At 60.0% G+C, this 21,661-nt stretch carries 20 protein-coding genes; 3 read left to right on the top strand and 17 right to left on the bottom strand.

Annotated elements, in window-relative coordinates; all coding sequences use genetic code 11:
• Positions 1 to 19: 19 nt before the first annotated feature.
• From MGMAQ_RS17155 to MGMAQ_RS19930, 7 genes are all read right to left on the bottom strand, one after another.
• Positions 20 to 784 (bottom strand): ABC transporter substrate-binding protein, encoded by a 765-nt coding sequence (locus MGMAQ_RS17155; RefSeq protein WP_046022512.1) that lies wholly within the window; start codon positions 782 to 784, stop codon positions 20 to 22.
• A gap of 54 nt (positions 785 to 838) precedes the next feature.
• Positions 839 to 1,639 carry an ABC transporter ATP-binding protein gene (locus MGMAQ_RS17150; RefSeq protein ID WP_046022511.1) on the bottom strand — a complete coding sequence of 267 codons (801 nt, stop codon included), beginning with the start codon at positions 1,637 to 1,639 and terminating at the stop codon, positions 839 to 841.
• 105 nt (positions 1,640 to 1,744) lie between these two features.
• Entirely contained in the window at positions 1,745 to 4,288 is a 2,544-nt protein-coding gene (locus MGMAQ_RS17145; protein ID WP_158498887.1) for an ABC transporter substrate-binding protein, read from the bottom strand.
• 151 nt (positions 4,289 to 4,439) lie between these two features.
• A complete protein-coding gene (locus tag MGMAQ_RS17140) occupies positions 4,440 to 4,850 on the bottom strand; it encodes an HIT family protein (RefSeq protein ID WP_046022509.1) in 411 nt (136 codons plus the stop codon).
• Positions 4,847 to 6,454 carry a peptide chain release factor 3 gene (locus tag MGMAQ_RS17135; RefSeq protein ID WP_046022508.1) on the bottom strand — a complete coding sequence of 536 codons (1,608 nt, stop codon included), beginning with the start codon at positions 6,452 to 6,454 and terminating at the stop codon, positions 4,847 to 4,849. Before MGMAQ_RS17135 ends, MGMAQ_RS17140 begins: the two co-directional genes overlap by 4 nt.
• A 49-nt stretch (positions 6,455 to 6,503) precedes the next feature.
• Entirely contained in the window at positions 6,504 to 7,109 is a 606-nt protein-coding gene (leuD, locus tag MGMAQ_RS17130; RefSeq protein WP_046022507.1) for a 3-isopropylmalate dehydratase small subunit, read from the bottom strand.
• A gap of 122 nt (positions 7,110 to 7,231) precedes the next feature.
• Positions 7,232 to 7,648 carry a hypothetical protein gene (locus MGMAQ_RS19930; protein ID WP_052716506.1) on the bottom strand — a complete coding sequence of 139 codons (417 nt, stop codon included), beginning with the start codon at positions 7,646 to 7,648 and terminating at the stop codon, positions 7,232 to 7,234.
• A gap of 267 nt (positions 7,649 to 7,915) precedes the next feature.
• Between MGMAQ_RS19930 and MGMAQ_RS19925 the strand changes: the two genes are divergently transcribed.
• Positions 7,916 to 8,878 (top strand): trypsin-like serine protease, encoded by a 963-nt coding sequence (locus MGMAQ_RS19925; RefSeq protein WP_052716505.1) that lies wholly within the window; start codon positions 7,916 to 7,918, stop codon positions 8,876 to 8,878.
• Here the strand turns inward: MGMAQ_RS19925 and MGMAQ_RS21225 are convergent.
• Complete coding sequence (locus MGMAQ_RS21225) at positions 8,853 to 9,146, bottom strand: 4a-hydroxytetrahydrobiopterin dehydratase (protein ID WP_046022506.1); 294 nt, start codon at positions 9,144 to 9,146, stop codon at positions 8,853 to 8,855. The two genes, MGMAQ_RS19925 and MGMAQ_RS21225, sit on opposite strands and share 26 nt — an antisense overlap.
• Before the next feature lie 54 nt (positions 9,147 to 9,200).
• Here MGMAQ_RS21225 and MGMAQ_RS17110 point away from each other — a divergent pair, with 54 nt between their 5' ends.
• Positions 9,201 to 9,593 (top strand): metallopeptidase family protein, encoded by a 393-nt coding sequence (locus MGMAQ_RS17110; RefSeq protein WP_046022505.1) that lies wholly within the window; start codon positions 9,201 to 9,203, stop codon positions 9,591 to 9,593.
• Positions 9,590 to 12,016, top strand: coding sequence for a Lon protease family protein (locus tag MGMAQ_RS17105; protein WP_046022504.1), 2,427 nt, complete (start codon positions 9,590 to 9,592; stop codon positions 12,014 to 12,016). The genes MGMAQ_RS17110 and MGMAQ_RS17105 overlap by 4 nt, the downstream gene beginning before the upstream one ends.
• On the opposite strand, the gene modC is transcribed toward MGMAQ_RS17105, so the two are convergent.
• From modC to tsaD, 9 genes are all read right to left on the bottom strand, one after another.
• The gene (gene modC, locus MGMAQ_RS17100) at positions 12,017 to 13,099 is read right to left on the bottom strand and encodes a molybdenum ABC transporter ATP-binding protein (RefSeq protein ID WP_046022503.1); all 1,083 of its coding nucleotides are present in this window, start codon (positions 13,097 to 13,099) and stop codon (positions 12,017 to 12,019) included.
• Positions 13,096 to 13,770, bottom strand: coding sequence for a molybdate ABC transporter permease subunit (modB, locus tag MGMAQ_RS17095; RefSeq protein WP_046022502.1), 675 nt, complete (start codon positions 13,768 to 13,770; stop codon positions 13,096 to 13,098). Before modB ends, modC begins: the two co-directional genes overlap by 4 nt.
• Before the next feature lie 170 nt (positions 13,771 to 13,940).
• The gene (locus MGMAQ_RS19920) at positions 13,941 to 16,175 is read right to left on the bottom strand and encodes a bifunctional diguanylate cyclase/phosphodiesterase (protein ID WP_052716504.1); all 2,235 of its coding nucleotides are present in this window, start codon (positions 16,173 to 16,175) and stop codon (positions 13,941 to 13,943) included.
• A gap of 186 nt (positions 16,176 to 16,361) precedes the next feature.
• On the bottom strand, positions 16,362 to 18,308 hold the full coding sequence (gene acs, locus MGMAQ_RS17085; protein WP_046022501.1) for an acetate--CoA ligase: 1,947 nt from the start codon (positions 18,306 to 18,308) through the stop codon (positions 16,362 to 16,364).
• Between the two features lie 203 nt (positions 18,309 to 18,511).
• Positions 18,512 to 18,853 carry a Rieske (2Fe-2S) protein gene (locus MGMAQ_RS17080; protein ID WP_046022500.1) on the bottom strand — a complete coding sequence of 114 codons (342 nt, stop codon included), beginning with the start codon at positions 18,851 to 18,853 and terminating at the stop codon, positions 18,512 to 18,514.
• A complete protein-coding gene (locus tag MGMAQ_RS17075) occupies positions 18,850 to 19,263 on the bottom strand; it encodes an EVE domain-containing protein (RefSeq protein ID WP_046022499.1) in 414 nt (137 codons plus the stop codon). Before MGMAQ_RS17075 ends, MGMAQ_RS17080 begins: the two co-directional genes overlap by 4 nt.
• Positions 19,260 to 19,541, bottom strand: coding sequence for a YciI family protein (locus MGMAQ_RS17070; protein WP_046022498.1), 282 nt, complete (start codon positions 19,539 to 19,541; stop codon positions 19,260 to 19,262). Before MGMAQ_RS17070 ends, MGMAQ_RS17075 begins: the two co-directional genes overlap by 4 nt.
• A gap of 5 nt (positions 19,542 to 19,546) precedes the next feature.
• Positions 19,547 to 20,533: an NAD(P)H-dependent glycerol-3-phosphate dehydrogenase gene (locus tag MGMAQ_RS17065; RefSeq protein WP_046022497.1), complete on the bottom strand. Its 987-nt coding sequence runs from the start codon at positions 20,531 to 20,533 to the stop codon at positions 19,547 to 19,549.
• Positions 20,534 to 20,594: 61 nt separating this feature from the next.
• Positions 20,595 to 21,641, bottom strand: coding sequence for a tRNA (adenosine(37)-N6)-threonylcarbamoyltransferase complex transferase subunit TsaD (tsaD, locus tag MGMAQ_RS17060; protein WP_046022496.1), 1,047 nt, complete (start codon positions 21,639 to 21,641; stop codon positions 20,595 to 20,597).
• Positions 21,642 to 21,661: the final 20 nt, after the last annotated feature.

Here is a 21,661-nt window from a genome sequence, read left to right as displayed (position 1 = left end):
CCGATTTCCCCTGTAATCCTTAGTAGATGTCGACGGGGAAGTACTTGGCGTTGATTTTTCCATAGGTCCCGTTTGCGACAATCGCCTTGATGGCGGCATTCAGCCTCAGGCGCAGATCGTCTTGACCTTTACGCACGGCAATTCCGATGAGGTCATCTTTGAAGACCGGCTCGCCTTTGAACTCAAAGTCTTTCCCCGCGTCGGTTTGCAGCCATTCGGCATTGACAAACACGTCGGCCAAAATCGCGTCAAGGCGCCCGGATGCCAGATCCAGATAGGCATTTTCCTGGGTGTCGTAGAGTTTGGTTTTGGCGTCCGTACGGTGTTTCTCCAGCCAACTGCTGCTGATGGTCGCGCGCTGGGCGCCAATGGATTTGCCCTTCAGGCCGGCGGCGGAAATATCGATCATTTGGCCTTTCTTCCCGATGAACTGAAGTTTGTTGGTGTAGTAGCGCTCGGAAAAATCAACGGCTTTTTTGCGTTCTTCGGTAATGGACATGGAGGCGACGATGGCATCGAACTTGCGCGCCATCAAAGCGGGGATGATGCCATCCCAATCTTGCTTGACGAACGTGCAGTCAGCCTTCATTTCGGCGCAGAGTGCCTTGGCGATATCCACGTCAAAGCCTTGCAGTTCCCCCTTGGAATCCACAAAGTTAAACGGAGGATAAGCGCCTTCGGTCCCGATCCGCAGTTTGTCACCGGCCTTTGCGGAAAGGCTCCCCAGCGCCACGACGGTCAATGTCGCCACGCCCAGCATGCGGATTGCTTTGATCAATTTCATTGGTGTCTCCTTTGATGTCTGCCAGCAGGCCGTTTCTCGTTTTATCGTAGTCTTTCATGACTGAATGTGACTGGCCATGAATTGGCCGACACGTTCAGAATCCGGGGTATTGAAGACATTTTCCGGGCGGCCTTGCTCCTCGATCTTGCCCTCGTGCAGGAACAAGGTCCAATTGGAAACTTCGCGTGCAAATCCCATTTCGTGCGTGACGATCAGCATGGTGCGCCCCTCTTCGGCCAGCCCGCGCATGACGCCGAGCACTTCGCTGACCAGTTCCGGGTCCAGCGCGGATGTGGGCTCGTCAAAGAGCAAGACATCGGGTTCCATGGCCAAGGTGCGTGCAATGGCGCAGCGTTGTTGCTGCCCGCCGGACAGGTGCGCGGGGTAGTGGTTGCGTCGTTCGGCGAGGCCCACGCGCTCCAGTAAATCTTCAGCGCGGGTTCTGGCTTCGGCTTTGGAAAGCCTGGCCACCTGAACCGGTGCCTCCATGATGTTTTCCAGCACGGTCATATGCGGCCACAGATTGAAGGATTGAAACACAAATCCGATGCGGGCGCGCAGGCGGGCAAGCTGTTTTTGATCGCAGGGTCTGAGAAGTCCGACTTTGTCCGCCTTGGTGCGGATGGTTTCACCGTCGATGGTGATCTGGCCCTTGTCGGGTATTTCCAGATAGTTGATGCAGCGTAAAAAAGTGCTTTTTCCGGATCCGGAGGACCCCAGGATGGAGATGACATCGCCGCGGCGGGCTTCGACGGAAACGCCTTTCAAGACCTCGTGGTCGCCATAGTATTTATGGACATCCTCGACCTGCAACAAAGGCCGGGACGGGGAGGGCGCTGGCTGGTCTTGTGGCATCCGGAGGTCCTTGAAAACCGCAACGCACAAACCTAGGCCTGACGCCGTGAGCCTGCAACAGCTTTGTCTCGATGCCGGTATTGAAAGGTGGGCTCTCTCTGCCCCTCATCCCTTTGGCAGGGTGAAGAAAAACGTGCTGCCCTGACCGGGGGTGCTTTCCACCCAGATCCGACCGTAGTGATGTTCGACGATCTTTTTGCAGACCGCCAGGCCAATGCCGGTACCGCCATACTGCTCGCGACCATGCAGGCGTTGAAAGATCTCGAAGATCCGTTCGAAGTACTGGGACTCCATTCCGATGCCATTGTCGCTGACGTGGAACTGGACCATTTCGCCATCGGCACGCGCGCCGATCCCGACCCTGGGGGGCCGGTCTTCGGCGCAGTACTTGAGGCTGTTGGCAATGAGATTCTGAAAGAGCTGTAGAAGCTGTGAGCCGTCGGCAAGGACTGGCGGCAGGTCATGGACAGTCACCTCTCCGCCGACTTCGGTGATGAAGGTATCGAGGTTCTTCAGGGCCGCCGCCACGATCTCGTTGCTATGGGTCGGAGCGAACGGCACGCCGTGCGTCTGGACCCGGGAATACTGCAACAGGCTGTTGATCAATTCATCCATGCGATGGGCACCGCCGACGGCATAATCGATGAACTCATGGGCTTCCCCGTTCAGCTTGTCGCCATGGCGCCTGGCCAACAGCTCCAGATAGCTGGAAATCATGCGCAGCGGTTCGCGCAGGTCGTGGGAGGCCACGTAGGCGAAGCTTTGCAGCTCGGTATTGGAATACTCCAACTGGCGCATGGTCTCGTGCAGATCGGCGTTGGTGCGTTCAAGGTCCGAGCTTTTGATGGTCAGGGCCTGTTCCGCCTGTTCCGCCTGCCGCTTGGCCCGGTACATCCAGGTAAAGATCACCGAGGCCAAGATCAGGACGCCGATGCCATAGGGAACATACCGCGTGAAATCGGCCCCTTGCTGGTATTGCACATTGTTCCAACGGTTGAGAATCTCTCGCTTCTGAACCGGAGAGAGGCTGGAAATCACCTTGTTGGCGATGGTGAGCAACTGCGGGTAATCATCGCGGACCATGATCCGCAAATCGAACTGCAACCCGGTATCGCCGGAGATCTTCAAATTGGTATAGCCATGCCGGTTAATAGAATGGGCCAGCACCGGCATGATATCCACGAAGGCAAAAGCATTGCCCCTGGTCACTTCCTCGAGCCCGGCGCGGACATTTTTCACCGGTAGATAGTCGAAATCCGGGAAGGCCTCGACCATCATCTTATGGGCGGTGAAGTTTCGCCCCACGGCAATTTTTTTGCCTTCCAGGTAGGACGGATTGGGTATGAAGTGTTCGTCCTTGGACGTCGCGATGGCGACTGGGAAACTGGCGTAAGGTACGGTGAACAGGGCGTATTGTTTCCGTTCCTCCGTTTCGCCGGCACTATAGATAACGTCTTGACGCTTCTCTTTCAAGGCGTTCAACTCGTTGATAAAGCTACTAAAGTGAGTTGTTTGGCTCTGTAATCCCGCGGTCTCGACAACGACCTGCCAGAAATCACGGCCGATCCCCATCGGCGTATTGGTTTGCGGGTCGACGAAGGAAAACGGCGGCCAGTTGGTGGTGGTCGCCGCCTTGATCCTGGTCTCGGTGATAAAGGCTTTCTCGGCCTCTGAGAAGACTAGGTTTCCCCTGGTCCGTTGCTTGGCGCCATCCCAAACAAATTGGTCAAGGGAACGCCCCGACAGCTTGATTCCCATCAGGCGATAGGCGTCGGAGGTTTTCTCCAGTTTACCGGGGTCCAGCGTGCCCAGAGGGATGCTCTCTTTGAAGGCCAGGTCCCGCAAGGCCTCTGCTTCGTAGCGCAGGGCGTCGGCTGATTTGTTCTGTTCGTTGTACCGGGACCGGATCAGGTTCACGGTTTCATCCACATGATCAAAGGCATAGCGCCATCCGCGCAAAGTGGCCTGGACGAACGCTTTCGTGCGGTCGGGATGGTCGCGCACCTCTGCCTGGGAAGAAAACAAGAGATTGCCGTAAAAGGAAAGACCGGCTTCCTTGGGATCAAAAATCCGGAAGCCATGGCCCTGTTGGCGCATATGGAACGGTTCATTGCTGATATAGGCGGTTACCGCATCGGTGCGGCCCGAAAGGAGATCGTTGATATTGTAGCTGTGGTCGAGCTTGATCACATCGGTCCGCAGTAGCCCGTGACTGAACAGCAGGGCCATAATCGGGGCCGAGTTCAAGGCATCGCCACTGAACATGACCTTGCGCCCGCGCAGGTCTTCCGGCGTGCTAATGTCGCCGTCGTCACGGACCATCAAGACCAGTGGGGAATCCTGAAACAGGGCAGCCAGGGCGACGACGGGTCGATCCTGGTGATAATCGTAGATCAGCGAGGAATAGCCGACACCGTATTGGGCTTGGTTCGAGGTGACGGTCTCCACCACATCGGTCTGACCCTTTTCGTAGGGCAGAATGGTGACGTTGAGTCCGGCCTGTTCATAGAAGCCCTTCTCCTTCGCCATATAGAATCCGGCGAATTCGAACTGATTAAGCCAGTGAAACTGGATGGCGACGTCTTCCAGCGGCGGATCGGCAGCCAAGGAGGGGCTGCCAACCAGAGCCATCAGCCATAAAGCGACCACAGCCGCAAGGGGAGTCCCTTTACCGGTTCGTTCCATCAAAGGATGGGAGCCCTGGCCCATTGGCGCTCCGCTGTTCGCTGTTTTTACGCGCCAGGACCTTAGCATTTCCGGGGGTCGTCGTCTCTTCGAATCATCTCTGAAGGCCGTGAATCTAGAGACCTTCGAAGGCGTCACGGATCTTCTTTAATTGCGGCTCCTCTTCCCCATAGGGGGCCGGTGTCCCGGCGCCCCAGACCGGGCCGGGCCAGGCGGGGTCGCCCTCGGTGCGGGCGACGATATGGATATGCAGTTGTGGGACAATATTGCCCAGGGCGCCGACGTTGATGCGGTCGGTCGCGAAAGTTGTTTCCATCAGCTTTGACAGCTTGGTGATCTCCTGCATCAGCAACAGGTGATCGGTCCGCTCCATTTGATGCAGGCCGGTCAGGCCGCCACGCCGGGGGATCAGCACCAGCCAGGGAAAACGCCGGTCATTCATCACCCGCACGTCGGAGAGCATCATCTGGCCCAATTCAATGGTGTCGGTGGCCAGTTTTTCGTGCAGTTCGTAGTTGCCGCTCATGAGTCCCGGCCCCCTTCCACATGTTCCTTGGTCTTGGCGAAGCCGATGCCTGGATAATCCTCTTCGGCCTTGTTCAGGTGCCAGGCATTGCGGGCCAGGAACACCGGATCGCCGTCGTGGTCCTCGCCCAGGCTGCTCCGATTGCTATCGACGAAGCCCTTCAGTTCGGCGTCGGTCGGCGCGGAGACCCAGCGCGCGGTATAAAGAGTGGTGCTTTCGAACAGCACATCCAGGTCGTATTCGGTGCGGATGCGGTCGGCAAGCACCTCGAACTGCAATGCCCCCACCACGCCGACAATCCAGTCGGCGCCGATCATCGGCTTGACCACGCTGGCGGCGCCCTCTTCGGCCAGTTGCTGCAAGGCCTTGCCCAGATGCTTGGCTTTCAAGGGATCCTTGGGCCGCACGGTCTGCAGCAGTTCCGGCGCAAAGCTGGGGATGCCGGTGAAGCGAATGTCCTCGCCCTCGGTCAGGGCATCGCCGATGCGCAGATTGCCATAGTTGGGAATGCCGACGATATCGCCGGGCCAGGCCTCTTCCGCCACCTCCCGATCCTGGGCCAGGAACAACAATGCGTTATGCACGTTGAGCATCTTGCCCGAGCGGGAATGCTTGAGCTTCATGCCGCGTTTGAAGTGGCCGGAGCAGAGACGTACGAAGGCGATGCGGTCGCGGTGTTTGGGATCCATATTGGCCTGGATCTTGAACACGAAGGCGCTGACCTTGGTCTCTTCCGGCGCGACGGGCCGGGCAGCGGCCGGTGCCGGGCGCGGTGGCGGCGCGGCGACCACCAGGCCGTCAAGCAGTTCGCGCACCCCGAAGGTATTGATGGCGCTGCCGAAATAGATCGGCGTCAGCGTGCCTTCCAAATAGGCCTCGCGGTCGAACGGCGGACACAGGCCACGGGCCATTTCCACTTGCTCACGCAAGGTGATCACGGCATCTTCGGGCAACATCTCGTCCAGCTTGGGATCGTCCAGGCCGTCGCAGGGTTCGCCTTCCAAGGGCATGCCGTCGCGGCTGGTGCGTTCCATCAGGATCAGTTGGTCATGGATCAGGTCATAGACGCCGAGGAAATGCCGCCCCATGCCGATGGGCCAACTGGCCGGGGTCACGTCGATGGCCAGATTCTGCTCGATCTCGTCGATGATCTCGAAAGGGTCGCGGCTCTCCCGGTCCATCTTGTTGACAAAGGTGGTGATGGGCATATCCCTCAATCGACAGACTTCGAACAGCTTGCGGGTCTGACTCTCAATGCCCTTGGCGCCATCAATGACCATGACGGCGGAATCAACCGCCGTCAGGGTGCGATAGGTATCCTCGGAAAAATCCTCGTGGCCCGGGGTGTCGAGCAGGTTGAAGGTCTTGCCCGCGTAATCATAGGTCATCACCGCCGAGGTCACCGAGATGCCCCGCTCGCGCTCCACCTTCATCCAGTCCGAGCGCGCCCGGCGCTGTTCACCACGCGCCTTGACCGCCCCGGCGGCCTGAATAGCGCCCCCGAACAGCAACAGTTTTTCGGTCAAGGTGGTTTTGCCTGCATCCGGGTGAGAGATGATGGCGAAGGTCCGTCGGCGGGCCACTTCGTCGGTCTGGCGGGACATTCGTTGTTTTTCCTCGGTGGCGAATAAAAGGGGGCCGATCAGAGGAATCTTACAGCCAGGGCTGGGCGGCCTGACGTCCCTGTTCGAAGCCGGTGATCTTGTCGGCCTTTTGCAGGGTCAGGCCGATGTCGTCGAGGCCTTCGAGCAGGCAGTGCTTGCGGAACGGATCCACCTCGAACGAAACCGAGCCGCCATCGGGGCCGGTGATGACCTGAGCTTCGAGGTCCACGGTGACGGTGGCGTTGGCGCCCCGTTCGGCGTCGTCCATCAGCTTGTCCACGTCTTCCTTGGGCAGTTGGATGGGCAGGATACCGTTCTTGAAACAGTTGTTGAAAAAGATGTCGGCAAAGGACGGGGCGATAATCACCCGGATACCGAAATCCAGCAGCGCCCAGGGGGCATGTTCGCGGGACGAACCACAGCCGAAATTCTCGCCGGCCACCAGGATCTGGGCATCGCGATAGGCCGGTTGATTGAGCACGAAATCGGCGATTTCGTTACCGTCATCGTCATAGCGCATTTCGTTGAACAGATTAATCCCCAGGCCGGTGCGCTTGATGGTTTTCAAGAACAGCTTCGGGATGATCATGTCCGTATCGATGTTGATCAGGGGCATGGGCGCCGCGACGCCGGTCAGCTTGGTGAACTTGTCCATGGGATCATCCTGGTTTCCGGTGGGGTCGAAGGAAACGGTTTTTAGCGGATTTCGGATCGAACCGCAACGAAATCGGGCGTCCCGAAGGACGCCCGTGTCAGGTCCGGGAAGGAAAAAGCCGATCAGGCGGCTTCATCCACCAACGGATAGATACGGCTTTCCACATCGGCAACCCAGCGCCGCAGCATGGCGAACAGCCGGTCGGTCTCCATGATGAAGTCCTCGCAGTCGTCCTCGGTCATGCCTTTCTCGCACCAGCGATGCAGATAGCTCTTGAAGAACTTCTTCAACTCGCGTTTGCCGTCCAGGAACCGCCGGGCGGTGGCTTGCACATGAGTATCTTCATGGATCAGCAGGCCACGGAACAACCGGCTTTCCTCCATGGAAAAATGTTGGTTCACCATGTCGCCCATCTGGATGAACATGTTTTGGACGGTCGCAGTGTGGCGCACATGATCGGCGCGGATCAGCACCTGCAAGATGTCCATCATTTCCAGTATGTCTTGGCTTCCGCGCTTCAGGTCAAACAGAGTGCTCATCCCGAAATCCTCCCCAGGTCTAATGAATAGCGAAGTTTTTCTGATTTTTATTCATCGATTTTGACCGAATACTCTAAGGAATGCAAGTTGATATGATGTAAAAGATTCAAGCGCCATCAAAGTCTTAAAGCAACCTCTAATATTATATTATTCTAATAATATAATGACATCGCTGGATTCATGGGCGTCTCTTCAGTTGAACGGATTCTCGGTGGCTCCCCCATGACGTGGCTTGGTGGCGGTCTGAGAGTAGGCTATAGACAAGGCATGATGTTCCGCGTGTTGATCCTTGTTGTGACCCTTTTCGCCCCATCGGTGGTGCTGGCCGGAAATCCTTTGTTGCCTGGCATCAAGGGCGCCGATGACCGGGTCTATCCGCCTGGCGGCGAATACCCCTGGAGCGCCATCGGGCGGCTTAACAAGCGCACGGGTGGTTTCTGTACCGGGGTCTTGGTGGGACCCAAAACCGTGCTCACCGCCGCCCATTGTCTGTGGAACCAACGGACTCTGAGCTATCTGCCGACACAGTCCCTGCATTTCCTGGCCGGGTACTCGCGCGGTGACTACATCGCCCATGCCAAAGTGACCGGCATCAATGTGCCCAAGGGCTATAACTACAAGGATAAAAACACCTGGCGCAAAACCGGTCGAGATTGGGCGTTGGTTACCTTGGCCAAGGACCTGTCCAATGAGGCGGGGTTCTTGGGCGTGGAATCCTTGGACCGAGCCCGCTTCGAGGAATTGCGCAAGAACAAGGCGGTGTTTATCCAGGCGGGCTATTCCCAGGACAAGGCCCATGTACTGTCGGTGCATCTGGCCTGCCGCATGGTCGGGTTTTCCTTTGGGCGACCGATCTTGCACCACCAATGCGACGCGGTACATGGGGATTCCGGTTCGCCGGTGTTTTTGTTCGATGGCCAACGGTTCCGGGTGGCGGCCATCCATGTGGCCACGCTCAAGCCTAAAAAGGGGGAATCGGTGGGCCTGGCGGTGCCGGGCAAGACCTTCGCCAATTCGGTGCGAAGCCGCGCCGCCCATGGCTCGCCGCCGGGCAGGCCCCAGGCCGAGGAAACGGCGAAGCTGCTGCTGGCCAAACTCGGCCATCCGGTCCATGGCGACCTGGCCGCCGCCGTGCGCGCCTTTCAATCCCGCGAGCGGATAAAGGCTACTGGCAAGGTGGATTACGCCCTCATCGGCCGCATGATCACCCGCCTGAAACAGACTCCATGAATTGCGCCAAGGCGATGTCCTTGTCGGTGACGCCGCCTGAGTCATGGGTGCTCAGTATGACCTCCACCCGGTTATAGACATTGAACCATTCCGGGTGATGATTGGCCTTTTCCGCCGCCAAGGCCACACGGGTCATGAACCCGAAGGCGGCATTGAAGTCGGCGAACTTGAAACTCTTGGTCATGGCATTGCGGCCCGGCACGTCCGTCCAGCCGGGCAGCCCGGCCAGGGCCGTTTCGCGGGCGCTGCCGGTCAATTTGTGACTCATGGATTCCTCACGAGTTTGGATGCGATTCCAAACATATGGGAGTAAAATGAAAGGATGAAAGCTGTCATCGCACCCACCTTGGATCAGATCGAAGACTTGGCCCGCGCAGCCATGGGCACGATCCCAGAGCTGCTGGCCAGCCGAGTGACCGACGTGGTGATCCGAGTGGAGGATTTTCCTCATCCGGAGGTGGAGAAAGAGATGGGGTTGGAAAGCCCATTCGACCTTTTGGGGCTCTATCACGGTGTCTCTCTGGATCAGAAGAGTGTCTCGGATCTGCCCCACGGAATCGACATGATCTTTCTCTACCGCCGCCCCTTGTTGGACTGCTGGTGCGAATCCGGGGAGGACCTGGCCCACCTGGTGCGGCATGTGCTGATCCACGAGATCGGCCACCATTTCGGATTCAGCGATGACGACATGGAACGGATCGAGGCCCTGCCATGACCAAACTGAAACCCATTGCCCCTGCTCCCTTGGATGCCAGTCGGCTGTATACCCTTTGCGATCCCGAGTCCTTCCCATTCACCGAAACCGGGCAACTGGACCCGTTGGAGGATTTCATCGGACAGGACCGGGCCGTGGCCGCGGTGCGTTTCGCCATGGATATGGATCATCATGGATACAACCTGTTCGCCCTGGGCCCGCAGGGAACCGGCAAGCAGAGTCTGGTCAGGCGTTTTCTGGAACAGACCGCCGACAGCCGCCCGGTGCCCGGTGATTGGTGCTACGTGCATAATTTCGACGATCCGCACAAGCCTCGGGCCATCAGCCTTCCGGCGAGCCAAGGGCAGCCTTTGGTGCGTGACATGGACGGCCTGATCGAGGATCTGCGCTCGGCCTTGCCGGCTGCCTTCGAGGGCGAAACCTTCCAGAATCACCAACAGGCCATTGAGGACGAATACAAAAAACACCAAGAAGACCGCTTCTCCGGTTTTCAAGATCAGGCAGCCGAACGGGATGTGGCTCTGCTGCGCACCCCCATGGGGCTGGCATTGGCGCCGCTTAAGGATGGCGAGGTGCTAAGCAGTGATGACTTCAAAGCCTTGCCGGAGGAGGATCAGGATCACTACCGCCGGCGGATGGCGGATTTCCAATCCCGGCTCGAAGAGATGATGGCCGAGATGCCACGCTGGGAGAAGGAGAAACGCGAGAAGCTGCGCGCCCTGACCAAGGAGACCACCCAACTGGCGGTGGGCCACCTGATCGATGCCCTGCGCGAGAAATGGGCCGACCGGGCGCAGGTTCTGACTCATTTGGAAACGGTGCGCGACCAGGTGGTGGAAGATCCGCGCGACTTCCTGCCCTTGCCCGACGGATCACCGGAGGAAGCCGCCGGGCGTGGCGCTTCGTTGCGCCGGTTCAAGGTCAATCTGTTGGTGGACAACGGCGGTCCCCGGCGCGGCGCGCCGGTGGTCGAGGAGGAACATCCGACCCTCGGTAATCTGTTGGGCCGGGTGGAACAGGTGGCCCAGCAGGGCACCTTGATGACCGATTTCAATCTTATCAAGCCGGGCGCCCTACACCGGGCCAACGGCGGATTCCTGATTCTCGATGCCCGTCGTTTGCTCATGCAGCCCTTGGCCTGGGAGGCCCTGAAACGGGCTCTGCGCGGCGATCGTATCCGCATCGAAAGTGCCGCCGAGGCTTGGGGATTCGCCGGGACGGTAACCTTGGAACCGGAGCCCATCCCCCTGGACGTCAAGGTGGTACTGGTGGGCGATCCCATGCTGCATTATCTGCTCAGTGCCCATGATCCGGAATTTGCCGAGCTGTTCAAGGTGGCGGCGGATTTCGACGACCGCATGCCGCGCACCGAGGAGTATATCCGCCACTACGCCCGCCTGATCGCCGGAGTCTGCAACAAAGAAAAGCTGCCCCATCTGGACGCCGCCGCCGTGGCCCGGGTGATCGAGCAATGCGCCCGGCTGGCCGGGGATTCAGAGCGGCTTTCGGCTCATATGAGCAGCATCGTCGATCTGGTGCGCGAGGCCGCCTACTGGGCTCGTTCCGGGGACCGGGAACTGATCGGCGCCGAGCAGATCCAACAGGCCATCGACGCCCGTGAGTTCCGCTCCGACCGTATCCGCGACCGCATTCAAGAAGAGATCGCCCGGGGTACCTTGCTGGTGGAAACCGAAGGCGCGCGGGTCGGTCAGGTCAACGGTCTGGCGGTGCTGCAAATGAACGATTTCGCCTTTGGCAAGCCTTCGCGCATTTCCGCCCGGGTGCGTCCGGGACGCGGCGAGGTGATCGACATTGAGCGCGAGGTGGCCCTGGGCGGACCGTTGCATTCCAAGGGGGTGCTGATCTTGGCCTCGTTCCTCAATCACCGCTATGGCGCCGACCGGCCTTTGTCCCTGGCCGCCACCTTGGTATTCGAACAGTCCTATGGCGGCATCGAAGGGGATTCCGCCTCCTCCACCGAGCTTTATGTGCTGCTGTCGGCCATTGCCGAGATCCCTATCAAACAGGGGTTGGCGGTCACCGGTTCGGTGGACTCCTTCGGTCGGGTGCAGGCCATCGGCGGGGTCAACGAGAAGATCGAGGGGTTCTTCGACGTCTGCAAGGCCAAGGGGCTGACCGGCGAGCAGGGGGTGCTGATCCCGGCGGCCAACGTCAAGCATCTGATGCTGCGTCATGACGTGGTCGCGGCGGCGCGTGAAGGACGGTTCCATATCTATCCGGTGGAGACCATCGACGAGGGCATCGAACGGCTGACCGGTATTCCGGCCGGGCAACCGGATGACGATGGAGACTATCCCCTGACCTCGGTCAATCGGGCCGTGGGAACGCGCCTGCAACGCATGGCGCGGCGGATGCAAGACCGGGAACGGTCCGCGCCGCCCATTCAGGTGACCATGGGATAATCACCCATCCGCGAGCGCCACGGTCTTGGCGTTGGCCCAGACCGTTTGCCCCGGCTTCAGGTTCAGCCGATCCCAGGATTTGCGGGTGATGCGGGACAGCACCGGCTGCCCCGAACCATCCTCGCCCAGACGCATCAGCACCATCATGCCCGCCGGTCCCGCCGGTTCGGCGCGCAGGACCTTGGCCCGCCAGACATTGAGGATGGAGCTGTCCTGGTAGGCCTGCAGCGACAGGCTCACATGGATGGCCATCACCCGCAAACGGCGGGAGCTGCCCATGGGCCCCACCAGGCCGGGCAGGTACACATTCTGGCCGTCCACATCCATGCGGCACAGGCCATATTCCGGTTCGTGCCCGGCCACATGGGCGGTCAGCACGGCGGCGGCCTCGGCGGTGCGCATCTGCGGCAGGTCCAGATCGGTCATGACCTCGGCCACCGGGCCTTCCTGGCACACCGTTCCGCGCTCCATCATCACTACATGGTCGGCCAGTCGTTCTACCTCCGCCAGATCGTGACTGACATAGAGGACCGGGATGGCCAGACGGTCGTGCAGGGTCTCCAGGTAGGGCAGAATGTCGTTTTTGCTTTGCCGGTCCAGCGCCGATAAGGGCTCATCCATCAGCAACAGGCGTGGTTGCGACAGCAGGGCCCGTCCGATGGCCACCCGTTGCCGTTCCCCGCCGGACAGGTTGGCCGGATCGCGCGCCAACATAGTCTCCAGACCGAGCATGGAAACCACGTTTTCCAGGCTGGTATCCTGAGTTCCCCGCGCGCGTTTCTGGCCATAAAGAAGATTGCCGCGCACCGAGAGGTGGGGAAACAGATTGGCCTGTTGGAACACGTAGCCCACCGGTCGCCGATGCGGGGCGAGGAAGGTGGCCCCTTGCTGCCAGGGTTCTCCAAACACACTCAAACGACTATGGGACAGGCGGGTCAGTCCGGCGATGCAGCGCAGTGCCGTGGTCTTGCCACAGCCCGACGGGCCGAACAGGGCGGTGACGCCGCGCTTGGGGGCGGTGAAGGCGATATCCATATGGAACCCGCCGATATGGCCTTTCAGATGGGCCTCGACGCCACTCATGCCTTGCCCCTTTGGCCGCGCCGCAAGCGTTTCTCGGTCAGGGTCATGAACAAGATAACGGCGAAGGAAAAGGCCACCAGTCCCGCCGACAGCAGGTGAGCCTCGCCCCATTCCAGGGCTTCCACATGGTCATAGATGGCCACCGACAGCACCTTGGTCTCGCCGGGGATGGCGCCACCGATCATCAGCACCACGCCGAACTCGCCCACCGTATGGGCGAAACCGAGCACCGCGCCGGTGAGGAAACCGGGCCGGGCCAGGGGCAGGGCGACGGAAAAGAACACATCCAGAGGCCGGGCACGCAGGGTGGCGGCGGCCTCCAGCACCCCATCGCCGATGGAATCAAAGGCATTGCGGATCGGCTGCACCACAAACGGCAGGCTATAGATCACCGAGGCCACCACCAGCCCGGCGAAGGTAAAGGGCAGCCGCCAGCCGCCCAGGGAGTCCAACAGTTGACCCAACCAACCGTCCGGCCCCATCAGCAGCAGCAGGTAGAATCCCAGCACCGTTGGCGGCAGCACCAAAGGCAGGGCAACGATGCTGGCGATGATTTCCTTGTACCAGGCCTGGGAGCGGCTGAGCCACCAGGCGATGGGCGCCCCAACGATCAAGAGGATCAAGGTGGTCAGCGCCGCCAGTTTCAGGGTCAGCCAGACCGGTTCCATCATGGTCGGGGTATCCCGGTGCCGATCGCTGGAAGTCCGTGCATTATTCGACCCGCTTCGCCCTTCGACGGGCGCAGGGCGAGGCTTGCGATGCGGTTCATATGGACACCTCATGCTGAGCTTGTCGAAGCATGTGTTTCCTCGAAGACTGGGTAAGGCTTGCTTGCGGCCTGTTAATTCTGGCGGGCGAAGTTCAGAAGCTCCTGTTCCGGAACGGGGCAATTGAAATAGTAGCCTTGTCCGATATCACAATCATTGGCGCTCAGAAAGGCCAATTGGTCGGCATCCTCAATGCCCTCGGCCACCACTTCAAGGCCCAGGCTATGGGCCATGGACAACACCGCCCGGGCCAGGGCCCGGTCTTCGTCGTTCTTGGTGATGCCGCTCATGAACGACTTGTCCATCTTCAAGATATCCACCGGGAAGCGTTTCAGATACCCCAGCGATGAGTAACCGGTCCCGAAATCGTCGATGGATATGCGGATGCCCTTGTTGCGTAACCGCCTGAGCAGGCGGGCGATTTCATCGCTGTCCTCGATCAACAGGCTTTCGGTAATCTCCAGATCAAGATGTTCCGGCGCCAATCCGCTGTCGGCCAGGGCCCGCTCCACCGACTTCATGATGGCGCCGCCGCGGAACTGTCGTACCGAGACATTGACCGCCGCGCGGATGGGTCGCCCCAGGCCCTTGGCCAAGCGCGCCGCCGCCATGCAGGCTTCGTGCAGCACCCAGTCGCCGATGGGAATAATCAACCCGGTGCCCTCGGCCACCGGAATGAAGCGGTCGGGTCCCACCTGCCCCAGGTCCGGATTGCGCCAGCGCAGCAAGGCCTCGAAGGCGATGGTCTCGCCGGTGGGGATGTCGATCAACGGCTGGAAGGCAAGGCTCAGTTCCTCTTTCTCCATGGCATAGCGCAATTGGGACTCGATCATGTGACGTTCTCGGACCCGGGCGTTCATCTCACCCTTGAAGAAACAGCGCCCGTTGCGTCCGATGCGCTTGGCCTCGTACATGGCATTGTCGGCATTGGCCAGCAGCGCCACGGCGCTTTGGCCATCCTGGGGAAAGATGGTGATGCCAATGCTGGTGGTGATGAAGATCTCGTGGCCGTTGATGTCGAAGGGGGCGGCGCAGGCTTCGAGGATTTTGCGGGCAACGATATCCGTGTCGGTGACATGGTCCATATGGGGCAGGATGACCATGAATTCATCCCCACCGATGCGGGCCACCGTGTCGGGACCGGTTCCATCGCCTTGCGCGTCCGGCTCGACGCCGATACGGGCCACGGTATCGCTGTCGCGCAGACAATCACCGAACCGTTTGGAAATCTCGATCAACAACTGATCCCCATAGTTATGGCCCAAGGTGTCATTGACGGTCTTGAAATTGTCCATATCGAGCAGCATCAAGGCCACTTTTTGCTCATAGCGCCGGGCCACGCCAAGGGCTTGTTCCAACCGGTCCATGGCCAGCAGGCGGTTGGGTAGGCCGGTCAAGTCGTCGAAATTGGCCTTGTGGGTCAGTTGTTCCTGGCTGGCTTCGAGAAGCTCCATGGCATGACGGCGTTGGGCCACCTCGTGAGACAGTTCACGGGTCCGTTCGACGACTTTTTCTTCCAACCGGTCATGGGCCTCGCGCAACTGGGTCTCGGTGGCGCGGATGATGCCGATGTCGGCGGCGATGCGAGTGATCATGCCGTTAAAGGCCCGTTGCAGGTCGCCGATCTCGTCCTCGCGCGCCTCGGGCGCCTGATACTGGTCGGCCTTTTCCGGATCGTCACCCACCGCCTGAAGCCGATGGCGCAGGGTCAGCAGGGGCATCAGAATGGCCCGGCTGATCACCAGCATGGTGACGATGGTGACGAACAGGGCGATGACCAAAACCAGACCGGCGATGCGTAGGACGTAGGCTTCCAGGGCCGCGTCGAGGCCGCTGCTATCCAGGCACAGGATCAAGGATCGTCCGCCGTTGGCCTGGCTCGCGGTGACCAGCACTTCGAGGCGGTCGCGATCGTCGTTGAGGATCGGGTCCTGATTATCGGGTCCGGTCAGCAGCTTCGGTTTCTCGCCGACACTGCCTAGGCTGTTGCCCTCTTTGTCCAGCAGCCGGGCGCCGCGGATCACCGTGCCCATGCCGGCCACCTCAAGCTGATCGAGGATTTCCTCGGGCATGGATTGCATGGGCGTGGACAACAAGGTCATACCCACCGTGCGGCCCTTGTCCGCCAATTCATCGAGCCAGTCATGCTCGAATTTCAGGTAGGACGGAATCAGCACCATCAGTTCCACGGCCACGATGGCCAGGAACACCCGCAAGGTGACATGCCAGCACACCTTGCAGCGCAGCCCCTCGCCCCGGCCTGATTCCTTGGTGGATTGCCGCTCTTTCTGATGGGTCTTTTCGAACATGCAGACGACGAGTCCGTTGTGGGTACGTCCCTAACAAGGTGGTCCTTTTTGGCTTTGAATCCAAGAGCCTTCATCGGGAGGCACCTGAACTGCAACCAAATTGAGGTCTCGCTCAAATGAAGCCCATATGAAAACGGCGGAGTCCGAAGACCCCGCCGCTTGTTCGGCTAAGCTGTCAGTGAACGATCAGCTCTGCTTGTTCTGTCGATTCTCGATCAGGTCATCGACCACGGTGGGGTCGGCGAGGGTCGAGGTATCACCCAGGTTCTCGAAGCTGTCCTCGGCGATCTTGCGCAGGATGCGGCGCATGATCTTGCCCGAACGGGTCTTGGGCAGGCCCGGGGACCACTGGATCCAGTCGGGGCTGGCAATGGGGCCAATCTCCTTGCGCACCCACTTAACCAACTCGGTCTTCAGCTCATCGGAGGACTCGACCCCGGCATTCAAGGTGACATAGACGTAGATGCCCTGACCCTTGATGTCGTGCGGCGCGCCGACCACGGCGGCCTCGGCCACTTTGGCATGGGCAACCAGCGCCGATTCGACCTCGGCGGTGCCCATACGGTGTCCGGATACGTTGATCACGTCGTCAACGCGACCGGTGATCCAATAGAAACCATCTTCATCGCGACGGCAGCCGTCACCGGTGAAGTAATAGCCCTTGTAGGTGGAGAAGTAGGTCTGCACAAAGCGCTCGTGGTCGCCATAGACGGTACGCATCATGCCCGGCCAGGCATCGGCCATGCACAGGTTGCCCTCGGTGGCGCCGGTGAGTTCGTTGCCTTCGGCATCGACGATGGTCGGATACACGCCGAAGAACGGCCGGGTGGCCGAGCCGGGTTTCAGCGCTGTGGCGCCGGGCAGCGGGGTGATCAAAATGCCGCCGGTTTCGGTTTGCCACCAGGTATCGACGATGGGGCAACGCTCGTCGCCGACCACTTTATGATACCACATCCAGGCTTCCGGATTGATGGGTTCACCCACCGAGCCCAAGATACGCAGGCTCTTGCGTGATGTGCTCTTTACCGGCTCCTCGCCCTCGCGCATCAGGGCGCGGATGGCGGTGGGGGCGGTATAAAATATGTTGACCTGATGCTTATCGACCACCTGCCAGAAGCGCGAGGCGTCGGGATAGGAGGGCACGCCCTCGAACATCAAGGTGGTGGCGCCATTGGCCAACGGGCCATAGACGATGTAGCTGTGGCCGGTGACCCAACCCACGTCGGCGGTACACCAATAGATGTCGCCGTCATGGTAGTCGAAAACGTACTGATGGGTCATGGAGGCATAGACCAGATAGCCGCCGGTGGTGTGCAACACGCCCTTGGGCTGGCCGGTGGAGCCCGAAGTATACAAAACGAACAGCGGGTCCTCGGCGTTCATGCGGGCCGGTTCACAGGTGGCGGACGCGCTGCCGGTCACATCGTCGTACCAGAAATCGCGGCCATCCTTCATGTCAATGGCACCACCGGTACGCTTGACGACGATCATCTTCTCCAGGCAATCGGCCCGATCAGCGGCCTTGTCGGCATTGGCCTTAAGGGGGACCGGGCGGCCTCCGCGCAGGCCCTCATCGGAGGTGATCACCAGCTTGGCACCGGAATTGATGATACGATCGGCCAAGGCATCAGGAGAGAAACCGCCAAAGACGATGGAATGAACAGCGCCGATGCGGGTACAGGCGAGCATGGCATAGGCCGCTTCGGGGATCATCGGTAGGTAGAGAACCACCCGATCTCCCTTGGCGACGCCCATGTCGCGCATGGCATTGGCCAGCTTGTTGACCTTCTCGGAGAGTTCGTTGTAGGTGATCTTGAGGTCTTCCTTGGGGTCGTCGCCTTCCCAGATGATCGCCACCTGATCGCCCCGGGTCGCCAGATGCCGGTCGATGCAGTTATACGAGACATTGGTCTCACCGTCGGCGAACCATTTGATATGCACATCATGCGGGTCGAAGGAGACGTCCTTGACCTGGGTATAGGGTTTGAACCAATCAATCCGCTTGCCTTGCTCGCCCCAGAACCCTTCCGGATCCTCAACGGACTGCTTGTACATTTCCAGGTATTTGTCGTTATCGGCCCAAGCGTTCTTGGCAATCTCTTCGGGGACGGGGAAAACGGAAGCGTCGGTCATAGGGTCCTCCCAGGACGATATTCGGGTTGCAAAAACTCATTCGGGCGGGCCTTTTTTGGCGGACCCGTTCCGTGGCGGCGGATTATGGCAAACATGTGCAGTGCAGCACAAGACCCGATTGTGTGATTCGGGAATGAATCACACACAAACCAAAAACCCGTTAGTTTTCATGTAATTTATAAAGCGGTGCGGCGCACACCATATTAAGACGAGGAAGAGACAAAAACCTCCCCGTCTTGAACGGTCAAGGAAACGGGGGTCAAACCCTTGCCCTCGCAAGGGCCGGTAAGGCAGACCCCGTCTCCGATACGGAAATGAGCGCCATGAGTACTACACAGGATGCGGGTTTTATCCAGGCTGAGAAATTGGCCTTCCTGAAGGTCCAGGGGCGCGCCGATATGGGGGCAGCTATTGACGTAGCCATAGACCTTGTCGTCTTTGCGGATGATCATGATCGCCGTGCGGGCGCCCTCCACCGTGGCGATGGCGGCCAGACTGCCGGGGGATTCCAGGTCGGCGAGGGCGCAAAGAGCCGTGTCGCTCACGCCTCCACACCCCCCATCTCGCAGAGCGCCTGCCAGGAATCCGCATCAATGGGCATCACCGACAGTCTGGACTGCTTGATCAGCGCCAGATCATCGAACCGGCCATCGGCCTTGATGTCCGCCAGGGTCACCGGGGTGGCGAAGGCATACAAGGCCTTGAAGTCGCACATGCCGAACTTGCCCGAGGCATCGGTGGGATCGGGGTAGTACTCCTTGGCCACTTCCACCACCCCGACGATTTTCTTTTCGTTTACGGAATGATAGAAAAATACCTTATCTCCCAGTCGCATAGCCTTCATGTTGTTGCAGGCTTGGTGGTTACGGACACCGTCCCATTCTGCCGTTCCGGCTTCGACATGATCCGCCCAGGACCAGGCGCCGGGTTCGGATTTTATCAGCCAATAGTTCATCGCGGGAACACCTTCTTGTAACCATGGATCTCGACGCTGGAAAACAGTCCGGCCTGGCCATAGGGGTCGCCATCGACAAATTTTTGCGCTTCCGCTTTGTCTTCCACGTCCAAGACCAACATGGAGCCAATCATGGTCGTGCCGTCGTCGGCCAGAAGAGGGCCGCCGATGGCCATCTTTGAATTCCAATCAGCGGCATAGGCCAGGTGAGCCTCGCGGTTGGCCAGACGCAGGTCCAGCGAGTCCGGTTTGTCCTTGCATAAAATGGTAAACAGCATGGGGTCTACTCCTTGGTCAGCGGTCGCGACAGCAGCGCGGTGATGGTGGCGTTCAGGTCGGCGCCACGATTGAGAACCGCATCGGCGGCCTGACAGATGGGCAGGTCGATGGCTAGTTGCTCGGCCAGGGCAGCCACGGCGGCGGCGGTATGGACACCCTCGGTCACGGCGGTGCGGCTGTCCAGGATCTGTTGTACCGTTTGTCCTTGGCCCAACTGAACGCCGAAAGAAAAGTTACGGGATTGCATGGCATTGGCGGTCAGGACCAGGTCGCCCAGCCCCGATAGCCCCATCAGGGTTTCGGGCCGGGCGCCCAGGGCAACGGCCAGGCGACTCATTTCCGCCAGGCCCCGAGTCACCAAGGCCGCGCGGGCATTGTCGCCCATGCCCCGCCCCTCGACGATGCCGCAGGCGATGGCCAATACGTTCTTAACCGAGCCGCCCAGCTGGGCGCCAATCACGTCGGTGCTCCAATAGGTGCGAAAGGCCGGGTTGCCCAGGGCCTCGGCGATGGTTTGTCCCAGGGCCTCGTCGGCACAGGCCAGGGTCACGGCGGTGGGCAGGCCTCGGGCCACTTCTCCGGCAAAGGAGGGGCCGGACAGCACGGCTATGGGCGCATGAAGCAGCGATTCGGTCACCACCTGGGTCATCAAGGCGCCGGTGGCGGTCTCGATTCCCTTGGAACAGATCACGGCAGGCACCCCGGCTGTCCAATGGGGCGCCAAATTTTGACAAACCGTCCGCAAAACTTGGGCGGGCGTGGTCAGCAATACCGCGTCGGCATCGCAAACCCGGGCCAGATCCGTGGTGGCCTGGAGCGCAGGATCAAGTGGAAGGCCGGGTAAAAATGGTTTGTTTTCATGGGCTTCGTTAATGGCGGCGGCCGTTTCGGGCTCGTGCGCCCAAAGACAGACCTCAAGTCCGCTCCTGCAAGCCGTATGGGCCAGGGCGGTTCCCCAGGCTCCGGCCCCCACCACGCCAAGACGTTTCATGTATCCTCCTGATTCGTGGTCCTTATATAGGACATCGCCCCGCGGGTTGCCATGGTGGATGCTAAGCCTTGACGCCCGCACCGACGGCGACGGGGGCATCGGGGTCCAGCGGCCAGCGAGGGCGGGGGCGGAAGTCCAGTCCGTCAGATTGGCCAAGGCGCAGTCGTTCCAGTCCGGCCCAGGCCACCATGGCGGCATTGTCGGTGCACAGAGCCAAGGGAGGCGCGATCACCGGAATTTCCAGTATTTCAAGATGTTGCCGTATGTATTTGTTGGCGGCGACGCCTCCGGCGACCACCAAAGGGCCGTCTGATCCGGTCTGATCCCGAAACAGGCTCAAGGCGTGCCGACAGCGATCAACCAAAACGTCCCCGGCGGCGGCCTGGAACGAAGCGCAGAGGTCGGCCACGTCTTGGTTGTCCAGTTTTCCCGGTGGCAAACGGTCGACCGTCTGCCGCACCGCCGTCTTCAAGCCGGAAAAGGAAAAATCGCACCCTGGTTTTCCTTTCAGGGGACGGGGCAGGGGGAATCGGGTCGGGTCGCCTTTTTGAGCAGCGCGCTCCACCGCCGGGCCACCGGGATAGCCCAGACCGAGCATTTTTCCCACCTTGTCGAAGGCTTCGCCGAGAGCATCATCGATGGTCGTGCCCAGGCGGTGGTAGGTTCCAACCCCTTCTACCGACAAAAGTTGGCAATGTCCGCCCGAAACCAGTAACAAGAGGTAGGGAAAGACCACATTATTGGACAGGCGGGCGGTAAGCGCGTGGGCTTCGAGATGATTCACCGCAACAAAAGGCCGGTCATGGACTAAAGCCATTGATTTCGCGGTCATTGCGCCGACCAGCACGCCGCCGATCAGGCCCGGTCCCGCGGTCGCGGCGACCCCGTCAAGTTCTGAAATGTTTAGTTTACAATCGTCCAATACCTGCGAAATCAGCCTGTCGATGTGCTCAAGATGGACGCGGGCGGCAATTTCCGGCACCACCCCGCCAAATGGCGCATGTTGATCCAATTGCGACAGCAGGCGCTGGCCCAATATGGTCCGATCGCTGTCCACAAGGGCCGCGGCGGTCTCGTCGCAACTGGTTTCGATTCCAAGCACAATCATGTTACAAGCCCATCAGGCGG

The sequence above is a fragment of the Magnetospira sp. QH-2 genome (assembly GCF_000968135.1).
In the GTDB taxonomy this organism is placed as follows: Bacteria; Pseudomonadota; Alphaproteobacteria; order Rhodospirillales; family Magnetospiraceae; genus Magnetospira.
This window is presented reverse-complemented; position numbering and strand designations above follow the sequence as displayed.

Excerpts from the sequence above, each read along its gene's own strand:
- MGMAQ_RS17140 (WP_046022509.1), bottom strand. The coding sequence starts at position 4,850 with ATGAGCGGCAACTACGAACTGCACGAAAAACTGGCCACCGACACCATT.
- MGMAQ_RS21225 (WP_046022506.1), bottom strand. The coding sequence starts at position 9,146 with ATGAGTCACAAATTGACCGGCAGCGCCCGCGAAACGGCCCTGGCCGGG.
- modC (WP_046022503.1), bottom strand. The coding sequence starts at position 13,099 with ATGAGTGGCGTCGAGGCCCATCTGAAAGGCCATATCGGCGGGTTCCAT.
- leuD (WP_046022507.1), bottom strand. The coding sequence starts at position 7,109 with ATGGACAAGTTCACCAAGCTGACCGGCGTCGCGGCGCCCATGCCCCTG.
- MGMAQ_RS17150 (WP_046022511.1), bottom strand. The coding sequence starts at position 1,639 with ATGCCACAAGACCAGCCAGCGCCCTCCCCGTCCCGGCCTTTGTTGCAG.
- tsaD (WP_046022496.1), bottom strand. The coding sequence starts at position 21,641 with ATGATTGTGCTTGGAATCGAAACCAGTTGCGACGAGACCGCCGCGGCC.
- MGMAQ_RS19920 (WP_052716504.1), bottom strand. The coding sequence starts at position 16,175 with ATGTTCGAAAAGACCCATCAGAAAGAGCGGCAATCCACCAAGGAATCA.
- MGMAQ_RS17105 (WP_046022504.1), top strand. The coding sequence starts at position 9,590 with ATGACCAAACTGAAACCCATTGCCCCTGCTCCCTTGGATGCCAGTCGG.
- MGMAQ_RS19930 (WP_052716506.1), bottom strand. The coding sequence starts at position 7,648 with ATGAGCACTCTGTTTGACCTGAAGCGCGGAAGCCAAGACATACTGGAA.
- MGMAQ_RS17155 (WP_046022512.1), bottom strand. The coding sequence starts at position 784 with ATGAAATTGATCAAAGCAATCCGCATGCTGGGCGTGGCGACATTGACC.
- MGMAQ_RS19925 (WP_052716505.1), top strand. The coding sequence starts at position 7,916 with ATGATGTTCCGCGTGTTGATCCTTGTTGTGACCCTTTTCGCCCCATCG.
- acs (WP_046022501.1), bottom strand. The coding sequence starts at position 18,308 with ATGACCGACGCTTCCGTTTTCCCCGTCCCCGAAGAGATTGCCAAGAAC.
- MGMAQ_RS17075 (WP_046022499.1), bottom strand. The coding sequence starts at position 19,263 with ATGAACTATTGGCTGATAAAATCCGAACCCGGCGCCTGGTCCTGGGCG.
- MGMAQ_RS17065 (WP_046022497.1), bottom strand. The coding sequence starts at position 20,533 with ATGAAACGTCTTGGCGTGGTGGGGGCCGGAGCCTGGGGAACCGCCCTG.
- MGMAQ_RS17110 (WP_046022505.1), top strand. The coding sequence starts at position 9,201 with ATGAAAGCTGTCATCGCACCCACCTTGGATCAGATCGAAGACTTGGCC.
- MGMAQ_RS17070 (WP_046022498.1), bottom strand. The coding sequence starts at position 19,541 with ATGCTGTTTACCATTTTATGCAAGGACAAACCGGACTCGCTGGACCTG.
- MGMAQ_RS17135 (WP_046022508.1), bottom strand. The coding sequence starts at position 6,454 with ATGTCCCGCCAGACCGACGAAGTGGCCCGCCGACGGACCTTCGCCATC.
- modB (WP_046022502.1), bottom strand. The coding sequence starts at position 13,770 with ATGATGGAACCGGTCTGGCTGACCCTGAAACTGGCGGCGCTGACCACC.